The 22566-nt window shown below is 54.3% G+C and carries 25 protein-coding genes and 1 pseudogene; 14 read left to right on the top strand and 12 right to left on the bottom strand.

The genetic code is table 11. The features are described 5' to 3' along the window. The first annotated feature begins 5 nt into the window (after positions 1–5). From urtD to GW579_RS17860, 3 genes are all read left to right on the top strand, one after another. A complete protein-coding gene (urtD, locus tag GW579_RS17870) occupies positions 6–803 on the top strand; it encodes an urea ABC transporter ATP-binding protein UrtD (protein WP_152323783.1) in 798 nt (265 codons plus the stop codon). An 11-nt stretch (positions 804–814) separates the two neighbouring features. Next, on the top strand, positions 815–1513 hold the full coding sequence (gene urtE, locus GW579_RS17865) for an urea ABC transporter ATP-binding subunit UrtE (protein ID WP_165060759.1): 699 nt from the start codon (positions 815–817) through the stop codon (positions 1511–1513). Between the two features lie 84 nt (positions 1514–1597). Further along, positions 1598–1978: a hypothetical protein gene (locus GW579_RS17860; RefSeq protein WP_165060757.1), complete on the top strand. Its 381-nt coding sequence runs from the start codon at positions 1598–1600 to the stop codon at positions 1976–1978. Between the two features lie 64 nt (positions 1979–2042). Here the strand turns inward: GW579_RS17860 and GW579_RS17855 are convergent, their stop codons facing one another. Next, positions 2043–2291, bottom strand: a complete 249-nt coding sequence (locus GW579_RS17855; protein WP_056775793.1) for a GlsB/YeaQ/YmgE family stress response membrane protein — start codon at positions 2289–2291, stop codon at positions 2043–2045. Positions 2292–2707: 416 nt separating this feature from the next. Here GW579_RS17855 and bhsA point away from each other — a divergent pair, with 416 nt between their 5' ends. The 3 genes from bhsA (at position 2708) to GW579_RS17840 (ending at position 4237) form a co-directional block, all read left to right on the top strand. After that, positions 2708–2965 carry a multiple stress resistance protein BhsA gene (gene bhsA, locus GW579_RS17850; RefSeq protein WP_165060754.1) on the top strand — a complete coding sequence of 86 codons (258 nt, stop codon included), beginning with the start codon at positions 2708–2710 and terminating at the stop codon, positions 2963–2965. A gap of 171 nt (positions 2966–3136) precedes the next feature. Further along, complete coding sequence (locus GW579_RS17845; RefSeq protein WP_152323681.1) at positions 3137–3772, top strand: LysE family translocator; 636 nt, start codon at positions 3137–3139, stop codon at positions 3770–3772. Between the two features lie 18 nt (positions 3773–3790). Further along, positions 3791–4237: a GNAT family N-acetyltransferase gene (locus GW579_RS17840; RefSeq protein ID WP_165060751.1), complete on the top strand. Its 447-nt coding sequence runs from the start codon at positions 3791–3793 to the stop codon at positions 4235–4237. A gap of 40 nt (positions 4238–4277) precedes the next feature. On the opposite strand, the gene yfcF is transcribed toward GW579_RS17840, so the two are convergent. Both yfcF and GW579_RS17830 read right to left on the bottom strand, forming a co-directional pair. Next, the gene (gene yfcF, locus GW579_RS17835) at positions 4278–4910 is read right to left on the bottom strand and encodes a glutathione transferase (RefSeq protein ID WP_152323683.1); all 633 of its coding nucleotides are present in this window, start codon (positions 4908–4910) and stop codon (positions 4278–4280) included. 171 nt (positions 4911–5081) lie between these two features. Beyond that, positions 5082–7076 carry a methyl-accepting chemotaxis protein gene (locus tag GW579_RS17830; protein WP_420821555.1) on the bottom strand — a complete coding sequence of 665 codons (1995 nt, stop codon included), beginning with the start codon at positions 7074–7076 and terminating at the stop codon, positions 5082–5084. 257 nt (positions 7077–7333) lie between these two features. Between GW579_RS17830 and GW579_RS17825 the strand changes: the two genes are divergently transcribed. Then, positions 7334–7873 carry a hypothetical protein gene (locus GW579_RS17825; RefSeq protein WP_152323684.1) on the top strand — a complete coding sequence of 180 codons (540 nt, stop codon included), beginning with the start codon at positions 7334–7336 and terminating at the stop codon, positions 7871–7873. Positions 7874–7884: 11 nt separating this feature from the next. Continuing rightward, complete coding sequence (locus GW579_RS17820; RefSeq protein WP_235937428.1) at positions 7885–8358, top strand: GNAT family N-acetyltransferase; 474 nt, start codon at positions 7885–7887, stop codon at positions 8356–8358. Here the strand turns inward: GW579_RS17820 and GW579_RS17815 are convergent. After that, positions 8355–8807, bottom strand: coding sequence for a GNAT family N-acetyltransferase (locus tag GW579_RS17815; protein ID WP_165060747.1), 453 nt, complete (start codon positions 8805–8807; stop codon positions 8355–8357). The two genes, GW579_RS17820 and GW579_RS17815, sit on opposite strands and share 4 nt — an antisense overlap. Positions 8808–8835: 28 nt before the next feature. Beyond that, positions 8836–9402, bottom strand: coding sequence for a helix-turn-helix domain-containing protein (locus GW579_RS17810; RefSeq protein ID WP_165060743.1), 567 nt, complete (start codon positions 9400–9402; stop codon positions 8836–8838). Between the two features lie 137 nt (positions 9403–9539). On the opposite strand from GW579_RS17810, the gene GW579_RS17805 reads away from it, so the two are divergent. From GW579_RS17805 to GW579_RS17785, 5 genes and pseudogenes are all read left to right on the top strand, one after another. Further along, positions 9540–10742: a benzoate/H(+) symporter BenE family transporter gene (locus GW579_RS17805; RefSeq protein WP_165060740.1), complete on the top strand. Its 1203-nt coding sequence runs from the start codon at positions 9540–9542 to the stop codon at positions 10740–10742. Positions 10743–10874: 132 nt separating this feature from the next. Then, positions 10875–11906, top strand: a complete 1032-nt coding sequence (gene idnD, locus GW579_RS17800; protein ID WP_165060737.1) for an L-idonate 5-dehydrogenase — start codon at positions 10875–10877, stop codon at positions 11904–11906. A gap of 82 nt (positions 11907–11988) precedes the next feature. After that, positions 11989–12585, top strand: a complete 597-nt coding sequence (locus GW579_RS17795; RefSeq protein WP_152323689.1) for a DJ-1/PfpI family protein — start codon at positions 11989–11991, stop codon at positions 12583–12585. A gap of 119 nt (positions 12586–12704) precedes the next feature. Further along, a pseudogene (locus GW579_RS17790) lies at positions 12705–13244 on the top strand (isochorismatase family protein); the annotation flags it as partial. A gap of 50 nt (positions 13245–13294) precedes the next feature. Next, on the top strand, positions 13295–14242 hold the full coding sequence (locus GW579_RS17785) for a GlxA family transcriptional regulator (RefSeq protein WP_152323691.1): 948 nt from the start codon (positions 13295–13297) through the stop codon (positions 14240–14242). Positions 14243–14406: 164 nt separating this feature from the next. On the opposite strand, the gene GW579_RS17780 is transcribed toward GW579_RS17785, so the two are convergent. Together GW579_RS17780 and GW579_RS17775 are read right to left on the bottom strand one after the other, a co-directional pair. Then, positions 14407–14949 carry a hypothetical protein gene (locus GW579_RS17780; RefSeq protein ID WP_165060732.1) on the bottom strand — a complete coding sequence of 181 codons (543 nt, stop codon included), beginning with the start codon at positions 14947–14949 and terminating at the stop codon, positions 14407–14409. A 167-nt stretch (positions 14950–15116) separates the two neighbouring features. Continuing rightward, positions 15117–16112, bottom strand: coding sequence for an acyltransferase (locus GW579_RS17775; protein ID WP_165060729.1), 996 nt, complete (start codon positions 16110–16112; stop codon positions 15117–15119). Between the two features lie 237 nt (positions 16113–16349). On the opposite strand from GW579_RS17775, the gene GW579_RS17770 reads away from it, so the two are divergent. Next, positions 16350–17588 carry an MFS transporter gene (locus tag GW579_RS17770; RefSeq protein ID WP_165060725.1) on the top strand — a complete coding sequence of 413 codons (1239 nt, stop codon included), beginning with the start codon at positions 16350–16352 and terminating at the stop codon, positions 17586–17588. Positions 17589–17689: 101 nt separating this feature from the next. On the opposite strand, the gene exaC is transcribed toward GW579_RS17770, so the two are convergent. From exaC to fdxH, 5 genes are all read right to left on the bottom strand, one after another. Next, on the bottom strand, positions 17690–19228 hold the full coding sequence (exaC, locus tag GW579_RS17765; protein WP_152323695.1) for an acetaldehyde dehydrogenase ExaC: 1539 nt from the start codon (positions 19226–19228) through the stop codon (positions 17690–17692). 101 nt (positions 19229–19329) lie between these two features. Continuing rightward, complete coding sequence (locus GW579_RS17760) at positions 19330–19971, bottom strand: glutathione S-transferase (protein ID WP_165060722.1); 642 nt, start codon at positions 19969–19971, stop codon at positions 19330–19332. A 95-nt stretch (positions 19972–20066) separates the two neighbouring features. Next, the gene (fdhE, locus tag GW579_RS17755; RefSeq protein WP_165060719.1) at positions 20067–20993 is read right to left on the bottom strand and encodes a formate dehydrogenase accessory protein FdhE; all 927 of its coding nucleotides are present in this window, start codon (positions 20991–20993) and stop codon (positions 20067–20069) included. Further along, positions 20990–21643, bottom strand: coding sequence for a formate dehydrogenase cytochrome b556 subunit (fdoI, locus tag GW579_RS17750; RefSeq protein WP_152323698.1), 654 nt, complete (start codon positions 21641–21643; stop codon positions 20990–20992). Before fdoI ends, fdhE begins: the two co-directional genes overlap by 4 nt. Beyond that, positions 21640–22554, bottom strand: coding sequence for a formate dehydrogenase subunit beta (fdxH, locus tag GW579_RS17745; protein ID WP_152323699.1), 915 nt, complete (start codon positions 22552–22554; stop codon positions 21640–21642). The genes fdoI and fdxH overlap by 4 nt, the downstream gene beginning before the upstream one ends. Between the last annotated feature and the right edge of the window lie 12 nt (positions 22555–22566).

Below are 22566 nucleotides of genomic sequence, written 5' to 3'. Positions count from 1 at the left end.
GCCCGATGACCATGACTGAAGACCTTTTTACCCAACCGCATCTGGCGGACAGGCACCGCGAGCAGACCGATCCGATTTTGCAGCTGGAAAACATCAACGTCAGTTTTGACGGTTTTAAAGCGCTGACCAATTTGTCGCTGAACATCGGCGTCGGCGAGTTACGTTGCGTGATAGGCCCTAACGGCGCGGGGAAAACCACGCTGATGGACGTGATCACCGGCAAAACCAAACCGCAAAGCGGACGCGTTTTTTACGATCAGCGCACCGATCTGACAAAGCTGGATCCCGTGCGCATCGCACAGTCCGGCATCGGGCGGAAATTCCAGAAACCGACGGTGTTTGAAGCGCTGACAGTATTCGAAAATCTGGAAATCGCGCAGAAAACCAATAAGTCAGTATGGGCGTGCCTGCGCGCAAAAATGAACAGCGAACAGCGCGACCGCATTGATGAAATGCTAGGGACGCTGCGCCTGGCGGCGGAGCGTCATCGTCCTGCCGGCCTGCTCTCTCACGGTCAGAAACAGTTTCTGGAAATCGGTATGTTGCTGGTACAGGAGCCGCATTTGTTGCTGCTCGACGAACCGGCGGCGGGCATGACCGATGCCGAAACCGAATACACCGCCGAACTGTTTAAACAGCTGGCGGGCAAACATTCTCTGATGGTGGTTGAGCACGACATGGGTTTTGTGGAAACCATTGCGGATCACGTGACGGTGCTGCATCAGGGACAGGTTCTGGCCGAAGGTTCACTGCGTGACGTACAGGCCAACGAGCAGGTTATCGACGTGTATTTAGGGCGCTGAGGAATCGCATTATGTTGCAGGTAAATGAACTGAATCAGTTTTACGGCGGCAGCCACATTCTGCGCGGCCTGTCTTTTGAGGCAAAAATCGGCGAAGTGACGTGTCTGCTCGGGCGAAACGGCGTCGGCAAAACGACGTTGCTCAAATGCCTGATGGGGCTGATCCCGGCGAAATCCGGCACCATCAGCTGGCAGGATCAGGTGATCAATGCCCGCAAGCCGCACCAGCGCGTGCAGGCGGGCATTGCCTACGTCCCGCAGGGACGCGAAATTTTTCCGCGCCTGACCGTCGAAGAAAATCTGCTGATGGGCCTGTCGCGTTTTTCCGGCAGCCGGGCAAAGCAGGTGCCGGATGAAATCTATCACCTGTTCCCGATCCTGCTGGAAATGAAACATCGTCGCGGCGGGGATTTGTCGGGTGGTCAGCAACAGCAGCTGGCGATTGGCCGTGCGCTGGCCTGCAAACCGACTCTCCTGATCCTCGACGAACCCACGGAAGGTATTCAGCCGTCAGTGATTAAGGAAATCGGTGCCGTCATTAAACAACTCGCCGCCCGCGGCGACATGGCCATTCTGCTGGTAGAACAATTCTACGATTTTGCCGCCGAACTCGCCGACAGCTATCTGGTGATGTCGCGCGGCAGCATTGTTAAACGGGGACGCGGAGAAGAAATGGAGGCGGAAGGCGTGCGGGGGCTGGTGGCGATTTAGCCGATACACACTTTTTCAAGACAAGCTGATACTTTTCAGCCACATTGACAGCTATTTTCGAATCCGCTGAAAAGAATACTAAGTATGAAAATCAAAAGTCAGGAAGCCCTGGGGCGTCAGCGTAAGCGCTGGGTAATGCTGGCGGTACTGCTCGCGCTGATGACAGCAGGCTATCAGTGGTGGAAGCAGGGAAAACTCGTCTCCGAGCAGTGGAGCCCGAACAAGCAGTATGTGGTGCGTGAGTACCGGACTTTCGAATTTATCCCGCGCATGACCATGCCGGGCGATGGCGGTCATTATTCCGGTTATATGCGCGTGTACAACCGCGACGGCAAGCAGTTTTACGAGGAGTATTCTGACCTGCTCGACTTTATCGAAGGGCCCTTCTGGGCGAAGGAAGGCGTTTACTGGATGGGCAATGAAAATCAGGACATCGTGCGTCTGCCGACTTCACCGGTAGAGTGATTAACAGACACAAAAAAAGCCGCGACTTACGCGGCTTTTAACACTTCAACGTCAGGTCGAAACCTTAACTTCTGATTTTACGGTAGATAAACAGAACGACGATCGCACCGATAACGGCGACAACGAAGCTGCCAAAATTGAATCCGTCCACGCGGCCAAAACCGAAGAATGTACTGATATAGCCACCCACCACAGCACCGACAACACCCAGTACTACAGTCAGAATGAAACCACCGCCATCTTTGCCCGGCATGATCCACTTAGCCAGAATACCTGCAATAAGACCAAAGATGATCCAGGATAAAATTCCCATTTTCGACTCCTCCGAATAGATTTCCGTTACCGTGAATATTGTTCAGCCAAGTCGGCCAAACAAAAGCAGAACCGTTGAGACTCTGCAAACCGGGTGGCAGGTTTATTTTCATGCCCCACGCACAACCCTCTCTCAAACTACCCTGAAAGCGTAGCACTGAATCGACAAACCCGCCAAAAATCAGCAGGAAGGAGAAAATAGCAGCAAATGATAACGTTTTTAAAGGCAACGTCAGCATCAACAGGGCTTTCGTCAGGTACCCGCAGAGGGACGTAAAATTGCGTAAAAAGTACGCCAAATATTTTGAATGACTTACTCAAATCAATCCGTTTTTCATCTCCATTCATCAGGCCTATTATACCTCCATCGAAAGGCAACCACCTTTCACTCATACAAACCTGAATGGAATACTTATCATGAAAAACGTCAAAATTTTTGCTCTAGCTGCTACCCTCTCCCTGATTTCTTTCGGTAGCTTCGCGGCTCAGCAGGTCACTCAGCCTTCCGGTGACATGCAGAAAATCGGTGTTATCTCCGCGGCTAACTCCACCACTCTGAGTGGCCTGGAAGCAAAACTGTCACAGCAGGCGAAAGACGCCGGTGCTTCTTCTTACCGTATCATTTCCGTGACCGGTAACAACAAACTGCACGCTGACGCTGAAATCTACAAATAATCGCCGCGCAGAACCGTAGCCCGATAAAACCCTCTTAAAAAGCCTGTGGAAGCGCATCTTCCACAGGCTTTTTGTTTATCTGCGCCGCCCCCTCAGAATTTCTTTTACATCCTGATTGCATCTTACCTATTTTGTTAACTATTCTGGTTTTTTCGCTCATCAGGAAAAGCCATGACCGTCACCGAATCCCTTATTTCTTACGCGTTTGCCGCCGGCATTTTGACCCTCACGCCTGGCCTGGATACCGCATTAGTACTGCGTACCGCCGCCAGTCAGGGCAGTAAAAAAGCGCTGTCTACCGCCATCGGGATCAGCAGCGGTTGTCTGCTGTGGGGGGCGATGGTCGCACTCGGCCTGGGTGCCGTGCTCGCCGCGTCTGAAATCGCGTTCAATGTACTCAAATGGATCGGTGCCGCATATCTCGGCTGGCTGGGCCTGCAAATGTTGTTCAAACCCCGCAGCGAAATGAACATGGCGGCGCCTGAAGGCAGCGGAAAAATGCGACGTATCGGTAATTCACCGTTCCTGAGAGGGCTGTTTGGCAATGTGCTGAACCCGAAAGTCGGTGTGTTTTATGTCTCTTTCCTGCCGCAGTTTGTCGCTACCGGCTATCCCGTCGGGCCCTATATTTTCGGGCTCGCCGCCATGCACGCCGTGATTGGCACACTCTGGTCAGTCACAATGATTTCTGCCACGCGCCCGCTGTCGCGCTGGTTACGCCGTCCGGGGGTAGTCAGAACGCTGGATCGTCTCACCGGTACCGTTTTTATTGCTTTTGCAGTCCGACTCGCTACGACCAAACGCTAACGAAAAAGGAAGAATGTCATGAAGACCCGACTCAGCCATGCCCCGACCGCAGACGATCTCGATGAAATCAAAGCCGGTCTGCGCAGTTTCAACAGAAACTTCATTCCGCAGCCGAAATTTCGCGAGTTAGGGATTTTTGTTGAAGATGAAAATGGTCACAAACAGGCAGGAATTGTGGCTGAAACCATCGGTAATTGGATGTATATCCAGATGCTGTGGGTCAATGAGTCGTTACGCGGAAAAGATGTCGGGACACAGCTGATTACAGAAGCGGAAGAAGAAGCCAAAACGCGGGGCTGCCGGTATTCGCTGGTCGATACGTTTAGTTTTCAGGCTCGGCCTTTCTATGAGCGCATGGGTTATGCGACGCAGATGACGCTGGAAGATTATATCCGCGATACCCGTACACCTGATGATGCACCGTCAACCCATACCCGCTATTTCCTGACGAAAACACTAGGCTGAAAGAGCAACGCGCGGCTAAACAGGCCGCGCACCTTTTTAGTTATTTAGCAGACAGCGCTAACCACTCCAGAACAGCGGGTCGTTGCCACTGCGCCTGTGCGTAAGCCGCCAGTTTTTCCGGCATCGCATCACCATTGAGAAGCAGACGGTTCAGCATCAGCGCCAGATCCACATCCGCAATACTCCATTCACCAAACAAATGCTCTTTATCCCCCAGTAAACGTTCGGCGGCGGCATACAACTTTTCTGCGGCCTGCTGGCCCTCAGCAGAAAGCGGCGGACATTTAGCCCCCGCAAAGACCACTTCCGTTGAACGTTCCTGACGGATGGGCATCAGATCGCTGCGCAGCCACGCCTGCACTTCACGCGCTTTGGCACGATTTTCCGGATCCGCGGGATAGATAGCCGGAAACGTCGGCGCCGGGAACAACTCTTCAACGTATTCATCAATCGCGGAAGATTCGGATAATACAAACGTGCCATTGGTCAGCGTCGGAACACGACGGGTCATGGACAGTGCTGAATAGGTTTCTTTCAGGTTCTCCGCATCCGCCAGACTGACCGTTTCCAGTTCAAACGGGATGCCCTTTTCTGTCAGCGCCACAAAAGCTGACATCACGTAAGGACTGAAATAATTCGCATCAGAATACAAAATCAGCGAAGGCTGGCTCATGGAAATCTCCTGAAAAAATACAGCAAAGGAGAAAAACATAGCGCAGAAAGGGGGACGTGTCGTTTAAAAAACCGATATTTCAGTTCTCCTGCCCGGTGTAAAACCCCCTCCCAGCCTCCCCCTTCGCGGGGGGAGGGTTGGGGTGGGGTATTAATAGCATCTGCGTCGCTATTATTTCAGCCGGAATACCTGAACTATTTCATTCAGGCGACGCGCCTGATCTTCCAGAGAAGCCGAAGCAGCTGATGCTTCCTGAACCAGCGCGGAGTTTTGCTGCGTCACACCGTCCATTTCGTGTACGGCCTGCGTCACCTGGCTGATCCCGCGCGATTGCTCGTCGGAGGCCGCGACAATTTCGCTCATGATATCGCGCACGTCGGTGACCGCTTTCATGATCTCTTTCATCGTTTCCCCGGCGCTTTTCACCAGCCCGACGCCGTGATCAACGCGGGACGTCGATTCCTCAATCAGGGCAGAAATCTCTTTTACGGCGTCGGCGCTGCGTTGCGCCAGACTGCGCACTTCAGTTGCCACCACGGCAAATCCGCGCCCCTGCTCGCCCGCGCGGGCGGCTTCTACCGCCGCATTCAGCGCCAGAATATTGGTCTGGAAAGCAATGCCGTTGATGACCGTCGTGATGTCGCCAATTCGCCGCGAACTGTCGTCAATCGCGCTCATTACGCCGACTACGTCGGACATAATGCGATCGCCCTTTCCGGCGATTTCCGTGGCGTTCGCCGTCAGTTCGGTCGCAACGTGTGCATTATCGGCATTCTGTTTTACCGTCGCCGTCAGCTGTTCCATGCTGGCGGCGGTTTCTTCCAGCGCGGCCGCCTGCTGCTCGGTTCGCGAAGCCAGATCGATATTCCCCGCGGCAATCTGCGATGCGCCGCTGCCGACCGCATGGCTGGTCGAAATAATGTCGTTCACCACATGCCGCAGTTGCGCCTGCATGGTTTGCAGGGCAAAGAAGATGCTGCTGTGATCGTTTTTCTGCGTGACGATCGGGTGCGTTAGGTCACCGTCTGCGACCGTCAGCGCGATTTTCGCCGCATCCGCAGGCTCGCCGCCCACCGGGCGCAAAACTTTGCGGGTGAAAATCACGCTCAGCACGGCAAACACCACCACGATGCTCAGCACCATCAGCACCAGCGCGTAATAAAGCTGACGCGTACTTTCTTTCATTACCGCTTTTACCGGCGCCACAATGCCCAGCATCCACGGCGTGCCGGTATTACCGATCTGAATCGGCACAAACTCGGCAAAGGCATTTTCGCCCAGCACCGGATCCTGCTGTTCGCGGCTGGTCATTTGCCCGGTCTGTATGCTTTTCAGCAACGGCGCATCGTTTTCAAGCTGGTGCGTGACCTGCTCTTTTTTAGGCGAAGAGATGAAATGGCCGGTCTGCGAAAACAGCATTGCGTAGCCGGTTCCCTGATACGGTTTAATGCCGTTGACCAGCGTCTGCAAGGTTTGCAGCGAGAAATCCGCCGTTACCGAACCCAGAAATTTCCCGTCCACGATAATCGGTACGGCAATGGACGTCAGCAACGTATCCACGCCGTTATACGGGTAACTGTATGGCTCCAGAATGACTTCTTTTTGCAGCTTTCGTGGCAGCAAATAGTAGTCGCCGCTGCCCGGCGTTTCGTAGTCGGTGAGATTGTGCAGCACGATATTTCCGCTGGTATCGCGGTCAACGTAGCGGACATAACGCCCGTTGGGATCCTGCCCTTCTTTTGCGGCGAAATCGCCGTCTTTGCCGTCAAACGCGTCCGGCTCCCAGGCCAGTGACATCGATAAAAAATCCGGATGACTTTTGAGCGCATTTTGTAACAGCGTATCGGCGAGTTTGCGGTCAGTATGCCCGGCTTCACGCAGGCTGATCATGCTCTGAACCAGGTCACGCGCGGCATGCAGGGCCGTGTCGAGTTTCTGGCGGGCAAGATAGCCGTCGGTATTGGCGGTCTGCTGGAGATAACGGCGGGCGATGTCGCGCTGCTGTCCGGCGGACTGCCAGCTCAGCAATCCGACCGTAATGATGTAACCGAGACTTATCGTAAGTAGCCCGACAATCAGCATCAGCGTACGGGTACGCATGGTTTTTTTAGGAACAGTTTTCTGTGGTGCAACCCCAACTCCGGCTGCCGGTGAAAGCGCCTGCATCTGACTCATAATTACCCCGGAACAGTCAACGTACTGTGAAATTCACGATGAAAAAACGCGGATTATCTGTCCCTGATTTGTGCCCCCTAAAGATAAGCAGGAATTCCCTTATCGCCTGAATTATCGGCATCACAGGGGCGGGTCTTTAGCCAAAACGGTAAAAAACTGTCCCGCAAAGATAAACGTTCGCATCCTGCCGGTGTCTCCCTATACTGCTGTTATGTCAGCTGGCTCAGCACCTTGTTTGGGAAACTCCTATGAAGTCATGGCTCTTATCGCTTTTGTTGCTTGTTCCGCTGTGCTCGCAGGCGGCATCTACGCCGAAAGAAATCAAAGCACGTTTCAGCCAGTTTAAGGTCGGGGATAAAACTATTTGTCTCGATGATGTGACCTACGCCAACAACAGCAAAATGAAGGTCATCGAGAATGGCTTTGTGGTCTCGAAGCAAAAAAACGTGCTTATTTATCAGAGTAATACGCTGTTTTTGCTGGGTAACGAGGTCACGGTGAACATCAAAGCCGTGATTGAAAGCAAGATGGGGAAAACGTCATTCTCCAACCAGTTCAGGCAGGCCATGATTCAGGTCGAGGGAATGGATGACCCGGCGCGCGCCGGCGAGAAAGCCAAAATCATTCAGTCTTTCGAAGATGTTATTTCCGACAAGCACAATGAAACACCCTACAGCTCAGTGGCGCTGACTGAAAAAGGCTACATCATCACTCAGGTTGATAGCCATTCCACCACCATCAGCGAATGTTATGTAACGCCGTATAAAAAGGCAGAAACTGCCCGATAAATCAGAGGGAAATGATGACTGTTTTAGTACCGATGAGCGCTGCATTTTATGAAGAATTTGCAGAACTGCTGGCGAAAGATTATGCCGAAGAGAATGTGACTGCCGGGCTGTGGCTGCCGGATACGGCCCTGGAACGCGCGCGCAGCGCCACACAAAACGCGCTGCCGCAGGGCGTTGAAACACCGGATCACTATTTGTATGAAATCAGGCAGGAAGAACCTGGCGAAACCTTGGGATATCTGTGGTTTGCCAATATTGAACGCTACGGCGTGCGCAGCGCTTTCGTGTATGAACTGACGGTTTATCCGCAATTCCGTCGTCAGGGACATGCCATCGCGGCGTTCCGGCTGATGGAAGAACACCTGCGCGAGCTGGGCAGCGTGGCGATTGAGCTGAACGTTTTCGCCAGCAATCCCGGCGCGCAGGCACTTTATGCCAGCCTGGGTTATGTCACGACAAAAATGAATATGCGTAAACCGCTTTAGCGGATGTATTTCATAAAGTTAGTCGGTTTACCCACGCGGTCATAAAGCTGGCGCGCGGTGTAATTGGTGGTCTGCGTCATCCAGTACACGTTGGCTTTTTCGTTCTTGTCAGCATGAGCGTAGACCACTTCAATCAGTTTCTGCCCGATACCCAGTTTGCGCGCGGACTCATCGACGTATAAATCCTGCAAATACACCACCTGATTCATGTGCCAGCCGTGATCGTGATTCAGGCAATTCACCAGCCCGACCAGCCTCCCCTGATATTCCGCCACATAGCCAAACATGCCGTCATAGTCAGGATCCGACAACCGCCGGAACGTGAAATCAAACTGCGCCGGATCCAGCTCCGACTGGTAAAAATCCAGATAACCGCGCCACAAATTTTCCCAACCTTCGCGGTCGGCAGGCGTTAACGGACGGATAACAACATCTTGCGGCTGGCTCATCGGTCATTCTCCTCGGTAAATGAAATCGTTACGGGCGGGACTGCGGATAATGTATCAGGTCGTGGAAACGCACGGAATGTTCACTCTTATTGCGGTATGCGTGCGCGCAATCCGCCGCAAACCGCAGCGCTTCTCCGGCGCTCAGTACGCGGGTCACGCCATCCACGGTCAGCGTCAGTTCGCCATCAATCACAATCACATGCTCGATAACACCGGCTTCATGAGGCGTAGACTCGCTGCAACCGCCGGGTTCGAGATCGATAACAAACATATCCATGCGCAAAGTCGTGTCGTAGGGGAATAACGGCACGACGCGCATTCCTGAAGTGTCGCTGTTAAACGTGGTCAGCAACCCGTGGCGATGCAGCGCGGCAGATTGCTCCGGCGGTGTTTCGAGAAACTCTGAAAACGAGACATTCAGCCCGCTGGCGATTTTCCATAAAGTCGCCACGGTCGGACTGGATTCGCCGCGCTCAATCTGCCCGAGCATGGCCTTACTGACGCCGGTTTTTTCTGCCGTCTGGGTGAGACTCCATCCGCGTTCGCTGCGCACGGCTTTCAGCTGACTGCCAATATGGCGGGTAAGTTCCTGCATTGTGTCTCCTCTGCGACGATGATCGTTCATCGCGATTGTGCGTTATAACGCACAGTGATATCTTGAGCGCATCATATGTGCGCTATAACGCACAACAGCATACCGCCAGCGTCCGCTAACCCGAAGGATTTTCACAAATGACCATGCGTATCAGTTTGCACGATGTCACTTTTTCGGCGGTGATCGCCGGATTTGTCGCAGTTTTAGTCGGCTATACCAGCTCCGCGGCAATTATCTTTCAGGCAGCTGAAGCGGCGGGTGCCAGCGCGCCACAAATCGGTGGCTGGCTGAGCATGCTGGGCCTGGGAATGGGCGTGACGAGCATCGGACTTTCGCTGTATTACCGCACGCCGGTCGTGACCGCATGGTCGACGCCCGGCGCAGCGTTACTCGTCACCAGTCTGCCCGGCACGTCGATTAACGAGGCCATTGGCGTGTTTGTATTTGCCACCGGTCTGATCCTGCTGTGCGGCGTGACCGGCTTGTTCGCCAGACTGATGCATTACATTCCGCAGGCGCTTTCGGCTGCGATGCTGGGCGGCATTCTGCTGCGTTTCGGGCTGAATGCGTTTACCTCGCTGCAAAATAATTTCGCGCTGGCGGGCACGATGTGTCTGATTTATCTGCTGGCGAAACGCGCCCTGCCACGCTATGCGGTGGTGCTTGCGCTGATTGCCGGGCTGATCGTCGCCGGCTTACAAGGTGATATTGCGCTGCACGGCCAGACCATGACGTTTGCCGCGCCGGCATTTGTGATGCCGCATTTTACGTGGCCTTCCATTATCGGCATCGGCATTCCGTTTTTCGTGGTGACCATGGCGTCACAAAATGCACCAGGTATCGCCACGCTGAAAGCGCACGGCTATCACCTGCCCGTTTCGCCGCTGATTTCGTGGACCGCGCTCACCGCGTTAATTCTGGCACCGTTCGGCGGATTTACCGTTTGTATCGCCGCCATTACCGCCGCAATTTGTATGGGTGAAGATATCCACCCGGATCCGAAAAAGCGCTACATGGCCGCCGTCGCCGCCGGGATTTTCTATCTGATTGCCGGTGTGTTTGGCGGTTCGATCGGCCTGGTGTTTACCGCGCTACCTCCCGCGCTTATTCATACCATCGCCGGGCTGGCGCTGCTCGGCACTATTGCCGGGAGTTTATACCGGGCGCTGGAAAATGAACGTCAGCGTGACGCAGCGATTATCACGTTTCTGATCACCGCGTCCGGCGTGACATTACTCGGCGTGGGTTCGGCGTTCTGGGGCTTAACCGGCGGCGTGATCTCGCATCTGATCCTCAGTATTCCTGCGCGTAACAAGGCGCAACCGCCCGCGAAAGGTTGAGTCCGTTCAAGTTATGGGTAACAGGTTTTCGTAACACGAAACAAAGTGACGGTGGTCACATTTTCCGCCGTCCAAACGCTCTTTACTGGGAGCCATCAGGCCAAAAATGCCCCTTTAAAGAGCGAGAATTCCATGACAATTGCCACTCAATCCTGCGTCGTAACCGGGAAAAAAGACGTCTCGGTGATCGGCCAGACCATCGACTACACAGGCCAGGGCACGCTGGTAAAAATCACCCGTGGCGGCATCTGCGGTTCCGACCTGCATTACTACGAACACGGCGCGGTGGGCGATTTCAAAGTACGCGAGGCGATGGTGCTCGGGCATGAAGTAGTGGGTGTGGTGGAGAAATCTGACAACCCAAATTTGCAGCCGGGCCAGAAAGTCGCGCTGAACCCCAGCAAGCCATGCAAGGCCTGCAAATATTGCCTTTCCGGTGATGAAAACCAGTGCACCACCATGAAATTCTTTGGCAGCGCGATGTATTTCCCGCACATCAACGGTGCATTCACGCAGTATAAAATCGTCGACAGCGAACAGTGTATTCCTTACGACAATCAGGTCAGCGACCGGCTGATGGTTTTCGCTGAACCGCTTGCGGTAGCAATCCACGCGGTCAATCAGGCCGGGGATATTCACGGCAAAACGGTGTTTGTTTCCGGCGTCGGTCCGATTGGCTGCCTGATCGTGCTGGCCGCTAAAGCCAAAGGTGCAGCACAAATCGTGGTAACGGATCCGAGCGAACGTTGTCGCACGCTGGCACTGGCCGTTGGTGCAAACAAAGCGCTGGACGCCGCGCAGGGTGATTTCAGCGAATATCAGGCCGAAAAAGGTTTCTTCGATGTCTCCTTTGACGCCTCCGGCCATCCTTCTTCTATCCGCCGCTGTCTGGAAGTCACCCGCGCACGCGGCACACTGGTGCAGGTCGGCATGGGGCCGGTGGTGAATGAATTCCCGCTGATGATGCTGATTGCCAAAGAAATTAACTGGGTCGGCAGCTTCCGTTTCACCGGGGAATTTAATACGGCGGTGGAATGGCTGGCGAATAAAACCGTCGATCCGATGCCGTTACTGTCAGCGGAATTCCCGCAGGAAAGTCTGGTCGAAGCACTGGACTATGCAATGGATAAATCCAAAGCATCGAAAGTTCAGCTGGTTTTCTAGTCTGCTGACGGACTCACAATATCAAAACATCGTTTCATTTTATGATGTCCTCTGATTTTCATCCTCAGAGGACATTTGCATTATGGTGAAGGATAACGCGAAAAAGCAGGTCGCGCTGCTGCTGGCCGACGGATTTGAAGAAGGCGAAGCGGTGATTGTGCTCGATATTCTCGAGCGGCTGGAAATTCAGGTCACTACGCTGGCCTGCCAGAAAAGCCTGACGCTGCGCACTTACCACGGCATTCAGATGCAGGCCAATGAATTGCTGAGCGCACAGGGCGATCGTTTGTATGACGCGGTGGTGATGCCCGGCGGCCCGGAAGGCTCGGTGGCGCTGGCGGCCAGCAAAGATGTCGTGGAATTTGTCCGCCGTCATGACGAAGCCGGAAAACTGATTTGCCCGCTGTGCTCGGCGGCCGCTCGCGTTCTGGGCGGTAACGGCCTGCTGAAAGGACGGCGTTATGTCTGTTCCGGCGATTTATACAAAGACGTCAAAGACGGTGTTTATGTGAATCAGTCTTTTGTCGAGGACGGCAATCTGCTCAGCGGAAAAGGCTTAGGGCTGGCATTTGATTTCGCTTTCCAGCTGGCGTACCGCCTGACCGGCGACGCCCAGACCACCAATTTTCAGGCCGACCACATCGATTATCACCACTGGCGCGCTGACCAGAAAATCTGATTTTTATCAGCGGGCGATGCAGATCGTCCGCCAACATCAGCATCATGTCCGTTTTTGGCATTCTCCCGGCAGGTTTTCAGGCGCAGACTGGTTTCACATTCACCAGACGGAGTCCGAAAATGACCCACAGCGCCCTGTTAAATATCGACGTGCAACGTTCTTTCGAGCAAAAAGATTTCTGGCAGCAGGATGATTTACCGGCTTTCAGCCAGGCATTAACCCACCTGATCGACGGCTGTCAGACCCGTAAAGTTCCCATCATCGACGTGTTTCATGTCAATCCTGACGGTGTGTTTTCGCTTGAATCCGGGCTGGTCACGCCGATGGCTTTTCTCACCCATCAGCCGCAGCACGTTGTCCATAAACATGTTCACAATTCCCTGACCGAATCCGGCCTCGACGCGTGGCTGCGGGAACGAGGTATCACACATCTGATCATTGCCGGAATGCGTACCGAACAATGCTGTGAAACCACGGCGCGCGTGGCGTCCGATCTGGGTTACACAGTGACGTTTGTTACCGAAGCGACGCTGACGTTTCCGATGACACACGCCAGCGGCGTGACGCTGAGCGCGGCTGAAATCAAATTGCGCACCGAGCTGGTGCTGGCCGACCGTTTTGCCACGATTACCGACGTCAGCGGCGCACTGGCGGAACTCGCTCGCGCTGTGTGAAGATAGGCGCAGTGATGATGAATCTGTGAGGCGATATGCAACGAAATGTCTACTTTATGACGCTGCCGGGCGTGATGGCCTTAGACCTGACCGGTCCGGCGGAAGCACTGCGTATCGCCGGGCATTTTGCTTTGCACTACATCGGCCCGCTGCCGGAAATCACGATGTCGACCGGGCTGACGGTCAGCCATTTGCAGCCACTGCCGGAAACGTTGCCGGAAGGCAGCATTCTGATCATGCCCGGCGTTGATCGTTCGGAAGAAAATTTTTCCTCACCCGTCGCCCAATTTGCCTGTGACTGGCTGCGTCAGCAAAAAAATGCCATCGAAAACGGTTTGCTGACACTGGTTTGTATCTGTTCCGGCAGCCTTCTGGCGGGAAAGGCCGGGCTGCTCGACGGCTATCAGTGCACCACGCATCACGACGTGATCGCGCGTCTGCGACAGCAGGTGCCTGCCGCACAGGTGAAAGATAACCGGATATTTGTCGAGGATCGTTCCGTGCTGACCAGCGCGGGGATCAGCGCCGGTATCGATCTGGCACTGCACCTGATCGCCACACATCTCGGCCCGCAGGCCGCGCTGGACGTCGCCCGCGAAATGGTGGTGTATTTCCGCCGCGGCGGCGATGACCCGCAACTTTCCCCGTGGCTGCGCTACCGCAATCATCTGCATCCTGCCGTCCATCGTGCGCAAAACCTGATGGCCGCCGAACCGGAATCTCCGTGGCAGGTGGAAGACGTCGCCGCCAGAGCCCACATCAGCGGCCGCCACCTGACGCGTCTGTTCCGCCAGCATCTGGGTATCAGCGTACGCGACTACCACGAACAGCTGCGCATCGCCGTCGCACAACAACGCATCCGGCAAGGATCAGGCATCGAGAAAGCCGCCCTCGCCGCCGGATTTTCCTCTGCAAGACAATTCCGGCGGGCGCAGGAGCGCTGGAATGATGGTGTTGCTGATTGCAAGTTGAGCAATAAGTGAGTAAAATTTTACTCACTGACGGTTTGTGGGACTGAATAGCAACGCTAAACAGTACGTCAGTGTCTGCCTTTAAAGGTCGCTGGCCGTGCCGCGATAAGATGAAAAATCCAAAGACCTCCGCCTGAAGCTGTAAAATAAAAAAGCGACCCTGAGTCGCTTTTTTGTTATCTGCGCTTTGCCGGCAGTTTTATTCCTTTCATTCTCGCATCAAAAATATACCAAAAACTGAATCGCCCGTTTACACCAACCTGTCCGGCCCATTTTTCTCTCGGATAACCTGTCATTACTTTTAATCGGATATCACTCGCAGGATGTGTGTTTTTCGTTATCTCAAAAAACATACAATAATCTACACCCATATAATGTTCTTCAAGATAATAAAAGGTGTCCTGATGCTGATGAGGAGTTCTTGCTAATATCGCATTTTCATTAATCAATTTATTAACAAGGTCGGGTAAGCGGCATGAATAAGAATAACGCTCCCGGCAGAAATAGCGCCGGTGCTTACCAGGGCTGTGCGGATAAACCCAGAGCTCAGACTCAGCCTGATGTGCTGTAAAACAATGATCAGTATAAACAATAAAAATCTGCAACTGACGAACTGGGAAGTCATGGCTGGCAGGCCTTACCGCGGTAATTGTCGATGCCCGCAGATGTTCCAGCGTATAAATCTCACCGTTGATTTCAAAGGGCAGCCAAAATGTCATGATGATTTGCCTGAATAAAGGAAATGAAAGAGTATCCAGAAAAAACAGACAAAGATAATGAAATAGATTAATCGTCCTGCGGTACATTCCTGACATAATAAAATAGACAAAGGAATTAATATATAACCCGATATCATTCACGCCAGTTATAATCACATTACTCCGAATTAACTCACCCAATTCCGCCGGTCAATTTTCCCCAGCGCCATCGCCAGCAGCAGGCCGCCGCCGAGCCCGCAAATAAACAGGTACGCGACATTGAGCAGCGGGAATTGGGGGAAATCGAGATGGCGACCGCGCAATCCGATGATAATCAGCGCATGAAAGCCGTAGATAGCCAGAGAATGGCGGGAGATCAGCGCAAATCCTGGCAGGATGCGTTGCGCCAGCGCGTTTTTAAACACCACAAACAGTGATATGGCGGAGATAAACACCAGCGGGCCGGTGTAGACGTAGAAAGTATCGGCGAAATTCTGGTTAATCAGCATCTGCCGGTAAGTCCCGTCCGCAATCGCCAGCGTGCTGAGAACGAAAACGGCCACGGCGGTCAGCGTCACGCCGGGTTTTCGGGTATCAATCTGGCTGATGGCGCGCCCCATCAGGGCATACAGGACGTAATAAAACGTGTCGCCGCTGATGTATAAATCCAGCGGTAACAGATGGATTTTCTGCCAGGTGAAAGCCGGAAGCTGCGGGTTCGCCAGCACGCCGAGCAGTATTCCGGCGATCAGCAGATATTTGCCAGACACAGTTTTGACGTTTATCAGCGGGGAAAGGAGGTAAACCACGATAATCGCGTAGAAGAACCAAAGGTGATAAAACACCGGTTTTTCCAGAATCAGACGCAGAGACGGCCAAAATCCAATCTTTGTCATCGTGAGGATATAGATAAGCGAGACGACGCTGTAAAAAATCAGGCATAGTGCGACGCGCAGGAAATGCCGCTTTTGTGCGCTCCGTTCACCAAAAAACAGCGCGCCGGAAATCATAAAAAATAGCGGTACACAGACACGCGAAGCCGAATTGAGCAGATTGGCAACGGTCCATTCCGCCGTGTGTATCGCCGAAAAATTCACTACCAGTGACGTGCTGGCGTGAATCATCACCACCATCATGCAGGCGAGCGCGCGCAGGTTATCTATCCAGCTGATTTTTTGGCTCATTACCTGCGATTTCCTTCCCGTTGATGTGCTGTTTGCAGCGTAGTCACCTTTTTGAACGTAAACAAGGCAAAAGTGCCGATCTCAGATTGTGCTTAACGTGAATCAGAAGATTGCGCTACGCTCAATAAATGGGCAAAATAACGCCCATTACTGCCTCGCTTGCGAATCCCGCCCGGACAGTCTCTTATTCTTCCGCTAATAATCAAACGATTAGCCTTACGTCTGTGAAATAAAAATATGCATAATTCTCCAAATACTGCGTCCCTTCTGGGGCGGCAGGCGCTTTTGTTCCCTCTTTGTCTGGTGTTGTTCGAGTTTGCGACCTATATCGGCAACGATATGATCCAGCCGGGCATGCTGGCCGTCGTGGCTAATTTTAATGCCGGGGAAGAATGGGTGCCCACCTCAATGACCGCGTATCTCGCGGGCGGAATGTTCCTGCAATGGCTGCTCGGGCCGCTGTCCGACCGGCGCGGGCGGCGGCCGGTGATGCTTGCGGGCGTCAGCTTTTTCATCGTCACCTGTCTGGCGATTCTGTTCGTACAGAACATCGAACAATTTATGGTGATGCGCTTCCTTCAGGGCATCAGTCTGTGCTTTATCGGCGCGGTCGGGTATGCCGCGATACAGGAATCTTTCGAGGAATCCATCTGCATCAAGATCACGGCCATGATGGCAAACGTCGCGCTGATCGCACCGCTGCTGGGCCCGCTGGCCGGTGCGGCGCTGATCCACGTTGCGCCGTGGCAGCTGATGTTTGTGATTTTCGCCGTGCTGGCCTCGATTTCGCTGTGGGGGTTGTGGAAATCCATGCCAGAAACCGCGTCACGCCTCGGCGAGAAGTTTTCCATGCCAAGCCTGCTGCACGATTACAAACTGGTGCTCAAAAACCGCCAGTTCCTGTGTGGCGCACTGGCAATTGGCTTTGCCAGCCTGCCGCTGCTGACGTGGATTGCGCAGTCGCCGGTCATCTTAATCAGCGGCGAAGGCTTACCGGCGTACGATTACGGCCTGCTGCAGGTGCCGATTTTCGGTGCGCTGATTATTGGTAACGTCACGCTGGCGCGCCTGACCGGGAAACGGACGGTCGAATATCTGATTAAACTCGGCGCGGGCCCGATGGTTGTCGGTCTGCTGATTTCCGCCGTGGCGACGCTTTTCTCCGCCCATGCTTATCTGTGGATGACCGCCGGTCTGAGCCTTTACGCTTTCGGGATTGGTGTGGCGAACGCCGGTTTGTACCGCCTGACGCTGTTCTCCAGCGACATGAGCAAAGGCACCGTTTCTGCGGCGATGGGCGTCATCAGCATGATGATTTTCACGTTAGGGATTGAGCTGGCGAAAGTAGCTTACGTAGAAGGCGGTGCGGGAATGTTTAACCTGTTCAACCTGCTGAGCGGCCTGTCGTGGCTGGCCCTGGTGGTCGTTTTCCTGCGCAGTCGTCAGGTTGTGCTGCCGCCAAACAGCGTAGTTTGATTTCGTTCTGAGTCGCCATTAATACCCCCTTCGCAGGGGAGGGAGCAGATCGCGATTTTGCTCCTCCCCCTGCGAAGGGGGAGGCGCAGACAGCTCAGTGTTTAGAATAACCCCATCGGTTTACTCGAATATGAAACGAGTAAACACTTGGTTTGCTGATAGTGATCCAACATCATCTTATGAGTTTCACGCCCGATGCCGGATTGTTTGTAGCCACCGAACGCCGCATGTGCCGGATAGGCGTGGTAGCAGTTGGTCCAGACGCGACCGGCCTGAATGTTGCGTCCCATGTGATACGCCACATTGCCGTCACGGCTCCAGACGCCAGCACCCAGCCCGTACGCCGTATCGTTGGCGATTTGCAGCGCGTCATCCATATCTTTAAACGTGGTCACCGCCAGCACCGGCCCGAAGATTTCTTCCTGGAATACCCGCATGTTGTTTTTACCCAGCAGGATGGTCGGTTGCAGGTAATAACCGTCGTTCAGCGAGCCTTCGAGTTTTTTCTTCGCGCCACCGGTCAGCACTTCCGCGCCCTCTTTCTTACCGATTTCGATGTAATCCAGAATGGTTTTCATCTGTCCGGCAGAAACCTGCGCGCCCATCTGGGTTTCGATATCCAGCGGGTTACCGGTTTTGATGGCCTCTACGCGTTTGATGGCGCGTTCCATAAAGCGTTCGTAGATGGATTCCTGCACCAGCGCGCGGCTCGGGCAGGTACAAACTTCGCCCTGATTGAACGCAAACAGCGCGAAACCCTCCAGCGCTTTGTCAAAAAACTCATCTTCTTTGTCCATCACGTCGGCGAAGAAAATGTTCGGGGATTTGCCGCCCAGTTCCAGCGTAGCCGGGATCAGGTTTTGTGCCGCGTAACCGGCGATTTGCTGGCCGACTTCGGTCGAACCGGTAAAGGCGACTTTTGCGATACGTTTGGACGTCGCCAGATATTCGCCGATTTCACCGCCTGAACCGTTCACCACGTTGATGACGCCCGCTGGCAGAATGTCCTGCACCAGTTCCATCAGCAACAGCACGGAAAGTGGGGTCAGTTTGGCTGGTTTGAGCACGATACAGTTACCAGCAGCCAGCGCCGGTGCCATTTTCCAGCAGGCCATCAGCAGCGGGAAGTTCCACGGGATGATTTGCGCCACCACGCCCAGCGGCTCGTGGAAATGATAGGCGACAGTTTCGCTGTCGATTTCGCTGATCCCGCCTTCCTGCGCACGCACGCAGGACGCAAAATAGCGGAAATGGTCGATGGCCAGCGGAACGTCCGCACCGCTGGTTTCGCGGATCGGTTTCCCGTTGTCCCAGGTTTCGGCATTCGCCAGCAACTCAATGTTTTCTTCCATCCGGTCGGCGACTTTCAGCAGCAAGTTTGCCCGCTGCTGCACCGGCATTTTGCCCCAGTCACCTTTGGCTTTGTGCGCGGCGTCCAGCGCCAGCTCAATATCATCGGTGCCGGAACTGGCGACTTTGCACAGCACCTCACCGGTCACTGGCGTCAGATTGTCGTAATACTCTTTTTTCACCGGCGCGACCCATTCGCCGCCAATGAAGTTGTCGTATTGTTTTTTGAGTTTGAGCGGGAAACCGTATTCTTCCGGTTTGACGGCATGAGGATTTTTATCATAAGCCATGGTGGAACTCCTTTATGCAGCAGGTTTTAGCAGAGCGCTGCATAAAGTTTAGGCAGTGAAAATCTAACCGACGGGATGTAAAGAGAACTCTTCGAGCGGCTTCACACCTTTTTTGCTGCAACGCTGGCGTTACCGCTGGCAGGGGGTGTCGTGCGCGCAAAACTCTCGCGCAGGAACAGGCGTTCAACCAGTTTGATCAGCGCCGGACGCTCAACACACCAGCCCGGCGCAATGCGGCGAAAGTTGATATAACCGAGCGAACAGGCGGTGGCGATATCGGCGACGTTAAGATGGTCAGAATTCAGCAGCGTGCGGTTTTCGGCGTGTTTTTCCAGCGCGTCCAGCCCGCGCAGAAGTTTCTCCCGCTGGCGTAAAATCCAGGCTTCGTTGCGTTTAACGGCTTCACGGCGGTTTTCCAGCACCAGCGCGACGGCGGCGTCTGTCACGCCATCGGCCAGCGCTTCAATCTGTTTTACCCGCAACGCTTCCAGCGGCTGCCACGGCAAAAAGGTCGGCGCGACGTTCATCAGCTCGATGTACTGCACAATTATGGGGGAATCGTAAAACACTTCGCCGTCGTCAGTGACCAGCGCGGGGACTTTGCCAAGGGGATTAAACTGGGTGATTTTGCAGCCCGCGTCGTGCGGCATGTCGTTGATGAAATCGAACGGGATACCTTTTTCCAGCAACATCACCGAAATTTTGCGCACATACGGGCTGGTATAACTGCCGATCAGTTTCATCTGAGCCTCCACGTTTTTCACCGGAACCTCTGTTAAAGCTAGCAGCCACGGCACGCTTTACCAGTAAAGACGCGACGGACTGCCAGCTTTCAGAGTCATCCTGCGGGGAACAGGAAGGGGTTCACGCCGCTGCCAGTAAAGCCTTTATCTTCCATGCGGTCGTCGAGCAACAGCGTGGCGAGATCGTCGGCGACGGCATCGGCCTGCGGATCTTTATCCTGATAAATCACTTTGAGATACGCGCCGCAATCATCGCAGGCTTCGGCTTTGATCGTCGCCTGCTCAGCACCGGCGGTATCTTCGCTTAAAGACCAGTAGTGAAGATTGCCCATTTCGTCGCAATTGCTGCATTTGGCGCGCACGACGTGCCATTCGCTTTCGCACAGATTGCAGTGCAGATAGCGCAGGCCGTTATTAGCCCCCATCGCAATCACCGCCGAAACCGGAATGCTGCCGCACACCGGACAAAACTGGCGGCTTTCACCATAATCGGCGCGGCCAACGCCACGAAGCTGCGCAGCCATCTGCGCCCAGTACAGCGACAGCGCCGCCCAGATAAACGGCGCTTTGTCAGCAGGAACGTGTACGAAATCCTGGTTCAGTAATTGCGTCGCCATCATTTCCCGCTGAAGGCTCGGGGAATGTTCGAGGCGTTCCAGTACCTGGCGCACTGTTTCATCGGCACCCGGTTTGAGTTCCGCAATCAGCGCATCCAGCAGAACCAGCCAGTGCGGCGTTCGCGGAAACAGGCTGCAATCGAGCGGTGGTTTACCGGCGGCTTTTTGCAGTTCTTCGCTGAGGTCAATTTCCAGCGGGAATGCCGCCAGAACGCGCTGCTGCGCGTCGCAAATCGTCGCGGCAAAATTCAGATACCCGTCCAGCGGGCTGTCTTCAGCTAGTGCGCGCAAACGATCGGCGCGGCGCTGGTAAAGGTTTTTCAGATTGGCGAACAATACGGGCGGGATATTTCCCGCCGTTTTGCCGTCAGCCAGTTCGTCCTGTGGAACAATCTGTATGCTCATCCGGCTTTCCTTTCATCCTTGTCTTTTTTCAGTTGTTCAGCACGCACCTGACGATACCAGCGAGGATGATGATATTTCGCCCATGACGCCGGAACTTTGCCTTCCGTCATGGCCGTGATGGAGCCTCTCGCCCAGGTCGCCGCGTATACATGCATGATAATCACCAGAATCAACCCGATACCGGCCAGCGAATGCACCAGCAGTGCAAGGCGGATCAGCGGGATCGGGAAGTAACCGGCAAACCACGGGCGCCAGATAATGACGCCGCTCGCCATCAGCAGAACCAGACAGCTGATGGCCGCCCAGAATACGCATTTCTGACCGAAGTTATAGCGACCGGTGTCTCCGACTTCTTCATTCATCAGGACTTTATGAATATTTTTCGCCCACACGATGTCATCTTTTTCCGGCAGATTGTGCTTCCAGTAACGGAAGAACATGCCGAGGAAAGAGACGAACATCACCACGCCGAAGAACGGATGCAGAATGCGCGCCATTTGCGGGGTGCCGTAAACGTTCATCAGCCAGTTAAACGACGGGAAAAAGAAGCCGATGCCGCTGAGTGCGAGCGTCACAAAACAAAAAGCGACGATCCAGTGATTGAGGCGTTCCACCAGGCTATAGCGCTGGATTAACTTCTCTTTTTTCATGGGTGTGTCTCCTCATCATTCTGTTTTTCTTCCTCTTTCTCATCTGCGTGATCTTCTTTCACGTAGTTTGGCCCCACGCCAAGGAAGTGGAAGGCCGCCGCCGCGAAGGTCACTGCAAAACCAACGGCCGCCAGCGGTTTCCAGATGCCTTTCCAGAGCGTAACCGCCGTGCTGATGGCCGGGTCTTTTGGCAGGCCGTGGTACAGGTCGGGTTTGTCAGCATGATGCAGCACATACATAACGTGCGTGCCGCCGACGCCCTGCGGATCGTACAAACCGGCCTGTTCAAAGCCGCGCCCTTTCAGCTCGCTGACACGTTCTGCCGCCAGATCCTGCATTTCCGTTTTGGTCCCGAAATGAATCGCGCCGGTCGGGCAGGTTTTCACACAGGCAGGTTCCTGCCCGACGCTGACGCGGTCAACGCACAGCGTGCATTTGTAAGCGCGGTTATCCTGCGGGTTAATGCGCGGGATGTTGAACGGGCAACCGGCGATGCAGTAACCGCAGCCGATGCAGTGTTCCGACTGAAAATCGACGATGCCGTTGGCGTACTGCAAAATCGCTCCCTCTGCCGGACAGGCTTTCAGACAGCCCGGATCGGCGCAGTGCATGCAGCCGTCTTTGCGGATCAGCCATTCCAGCTTGCCGTTCTCTTCCACTTCCGAGAAACGCATGACCGTCCAGGATTTCGCGCTGAGATCCATCGGGTTGTCGTAAACGCCGGTGTTCACGCCGACTTCATCGCGCAGGTCGTTCCATTCGGAACAGGCGACCTGACAGCCTTTGCAGCCGATGCAGGTGGTGACGTCGATGAGTTTCGCCACTTCCTGCTGATGATCGCGGGCACGCGGCGCTGGCGTGAACCCGTTGGTTGCGGACTTACGAAGTATGTCCTGAGATTGCATTGCCATAATTCGCCTCCG

The sequence above is a fragment of the Rahnella contaminans genome, assembly GCF_011065485.1.
Lineage (GTDB): Bacteria > Pseudomonadota > Gammaproteobacteria > Enterobacterales > Enterobacteriaceae > Rahnella > Rahnella contaminans.
Note: the sequence above shows the minus strand (reverse complement) of the source record. Positions and strands in the feature narration are given on the sequence as shown.

Excerpts from the sequence above, each read along its gene's own strand:
- urtD (WP_152323783.1), top strand. The coding sequence starts at position 6 with ATGACCATGACTGAAGACCTTTTTACCCAACCGCATCTGGCGGACAGG.
- urtE (WP_165060759.1), top strand. The coding sequence starts at position 815 with ATGTTGCAGGTAAATGAACTGAATCAGTTTTACGGCGGCAGCCACATT.
- GW579_RS17860 (WP_165060757.1), top strand. The coding sequence starts at position 1,598 with ATGAAAATCAAAAGTCAGGAAGCCCTGGGGCGTCAGCGTAAGCGCTGG.
- GW579_RS17855 (WP_056775793.1), bottom strand. The coding sequence starts at position 2,291 with ATGGGAATTTTATCCTGGATCATCTTTGGTCTTATTGCAGGTATTCTG.
- bhsA (WP_165060754.1), top strand. The coding sequence starts at position 2,708 with ATGAAAAACGTCAAAATTTTTGCTCTAGCTGCTACCCTCTCCCTGATT.
- GW579_RS17845 (WP_152323681.1), top strand. The coding sequence starts at position 3,137 with ATGACCGTCACCGAATCCCTTATTTCTTACGCGTTTGCCGCCGGCATT.
- GW579_RS17840 (WP_165060751.1), top strand. The coding sequence starts at position 3,791 with ATGAAGACCCGACTCAGCCATGCCCCGACCGCAGACGATCTCGATGAA.
- yfcF (WP_152323683.1), bottom strand. The coding sequence starts at position 4,910 with ATGAGCCAGCCTTCGCTGATTTTGTATTCTGATGCGAATTATTTCAGT.
- GW579_RS17830 (WP_420821555.1), bottom strand. The coding sequence starts at position 7,076 with ATGCAGGCGCTTTCACCGGCAGCCGGAGTTGGGGTTGCACCACAGAAA.
- GW579_RS17825 (WP_152323684.1), top strand. The coding sequence starts at position 7,334 with ATGAAGTCATGGCTCTTATCGCTTTTGTTGCTTGTTCCGCTGTGCTCG.
- GW579_RS17820 (WP_235937428.1), top strand. The coding sequence starts at position 7,885 with ATGATGACTGTTTTAGTACCGATGAGCGCTGCATTTTATGAAGAATTT.
- GW579_RS17815 (WP_165060747.1), bottom strand. The coding sequence starts at position 8,807 with ATGAGCCAGCCGCAAGATGTTGTTATCCGTCCGTTAACGCCTGCCGAC.
- GW579_RS17810 (WP_165060743.1), bottom strand. The coding sequence starts at position 9,402 with ATGCAGGAACTTACCCGCCATATTGGCAGTCAGCTGAAAGCCGTGCGC.
- GW579_RS17805 (WP_165060740.1), top strand. The coding sequence starts at position 9,540 with ATGACCATGCGTATCAGTTTGCACGATGTCACTTTTTCGGCGGTGATC.
- idnD (WP_165060737.1), top strand. The coding sequence starts at position 10,875 with ATGACAATTGCCACTCAATCCTGCGTCGTAACCGGGAAAAAAGACGTC.
- GW579_RS17795 (WP_152323689.1), top strand. The coding sequence starts at position 11,989 with ATGGTGAAGGATAACGCGAAAAAGCAGGTCGCGCTGCTGCTGGCCGAC.
- GW579_RS17785 (WP_152323691.1), top strand. The coding sequence starts at position 13,295 with ATGCAACGAAATGTCTACTTTATGACGCTGCCGGGCGTGATGGCCTTA.
- GW579_RS17780 (WP_165060732.1), bottom strand. The coding sequence starts at position 14,949 with ATGACATTTTGGCTGCCCTTTGAAATCAACGGTGAGATTTATACGCTG.
- GW579_RS17775 (WP_165060729.1), bottom strand. The coding sequence starts at position 16,112 with ATGAGCCAAAAAATCAGCTGGATAGATAACCTGCGCGCGCTCGCCTGC.
- GW579_RS17770 (WP_165060725.1), top strand. The coding sequence starts at position 16,350 with ATGCATAATTCTCCAAATACTGCGTCCCTTCTGGGGCGGCAGGCGCTT.
- exaC (WP_152323695.1), bottom strand. The coding sequence starts at position 19,228 with ATGGCTTATGATAAAAATCCTCATGCCGTCAAACCGGAAGAATACGGT.
- GW579_RS17760 (WP_165060722.1), bottom strand. The coding sequence starts at position 19,971 with ATGAAACTGATCGGCAGTTATACCAGCCCGTATGTGCGCAAAATTTCG.
- fdhE (WP_165060719.1), bottom strand. The coding sequence starts at position 20,993 with ATGAGCATACAGATTGTTCCACAGGACGAACTGGCTGACGGCAAAACG.
- fdoI (WP_152323698.1), bottom strand. The coding sequence starts at position 21,643 with ATGAAAAAAGAGAAGTTAATCCAGCGCTATAGCCTGGTGGAACGCCTC.
- fdxH (WP_152323699.1), bottom strand. The coding sequence starts at position 22,554 with ATGGCAATGCAATCTCAGGACATACTTCGTAAGTCCGCAACCAACGGG.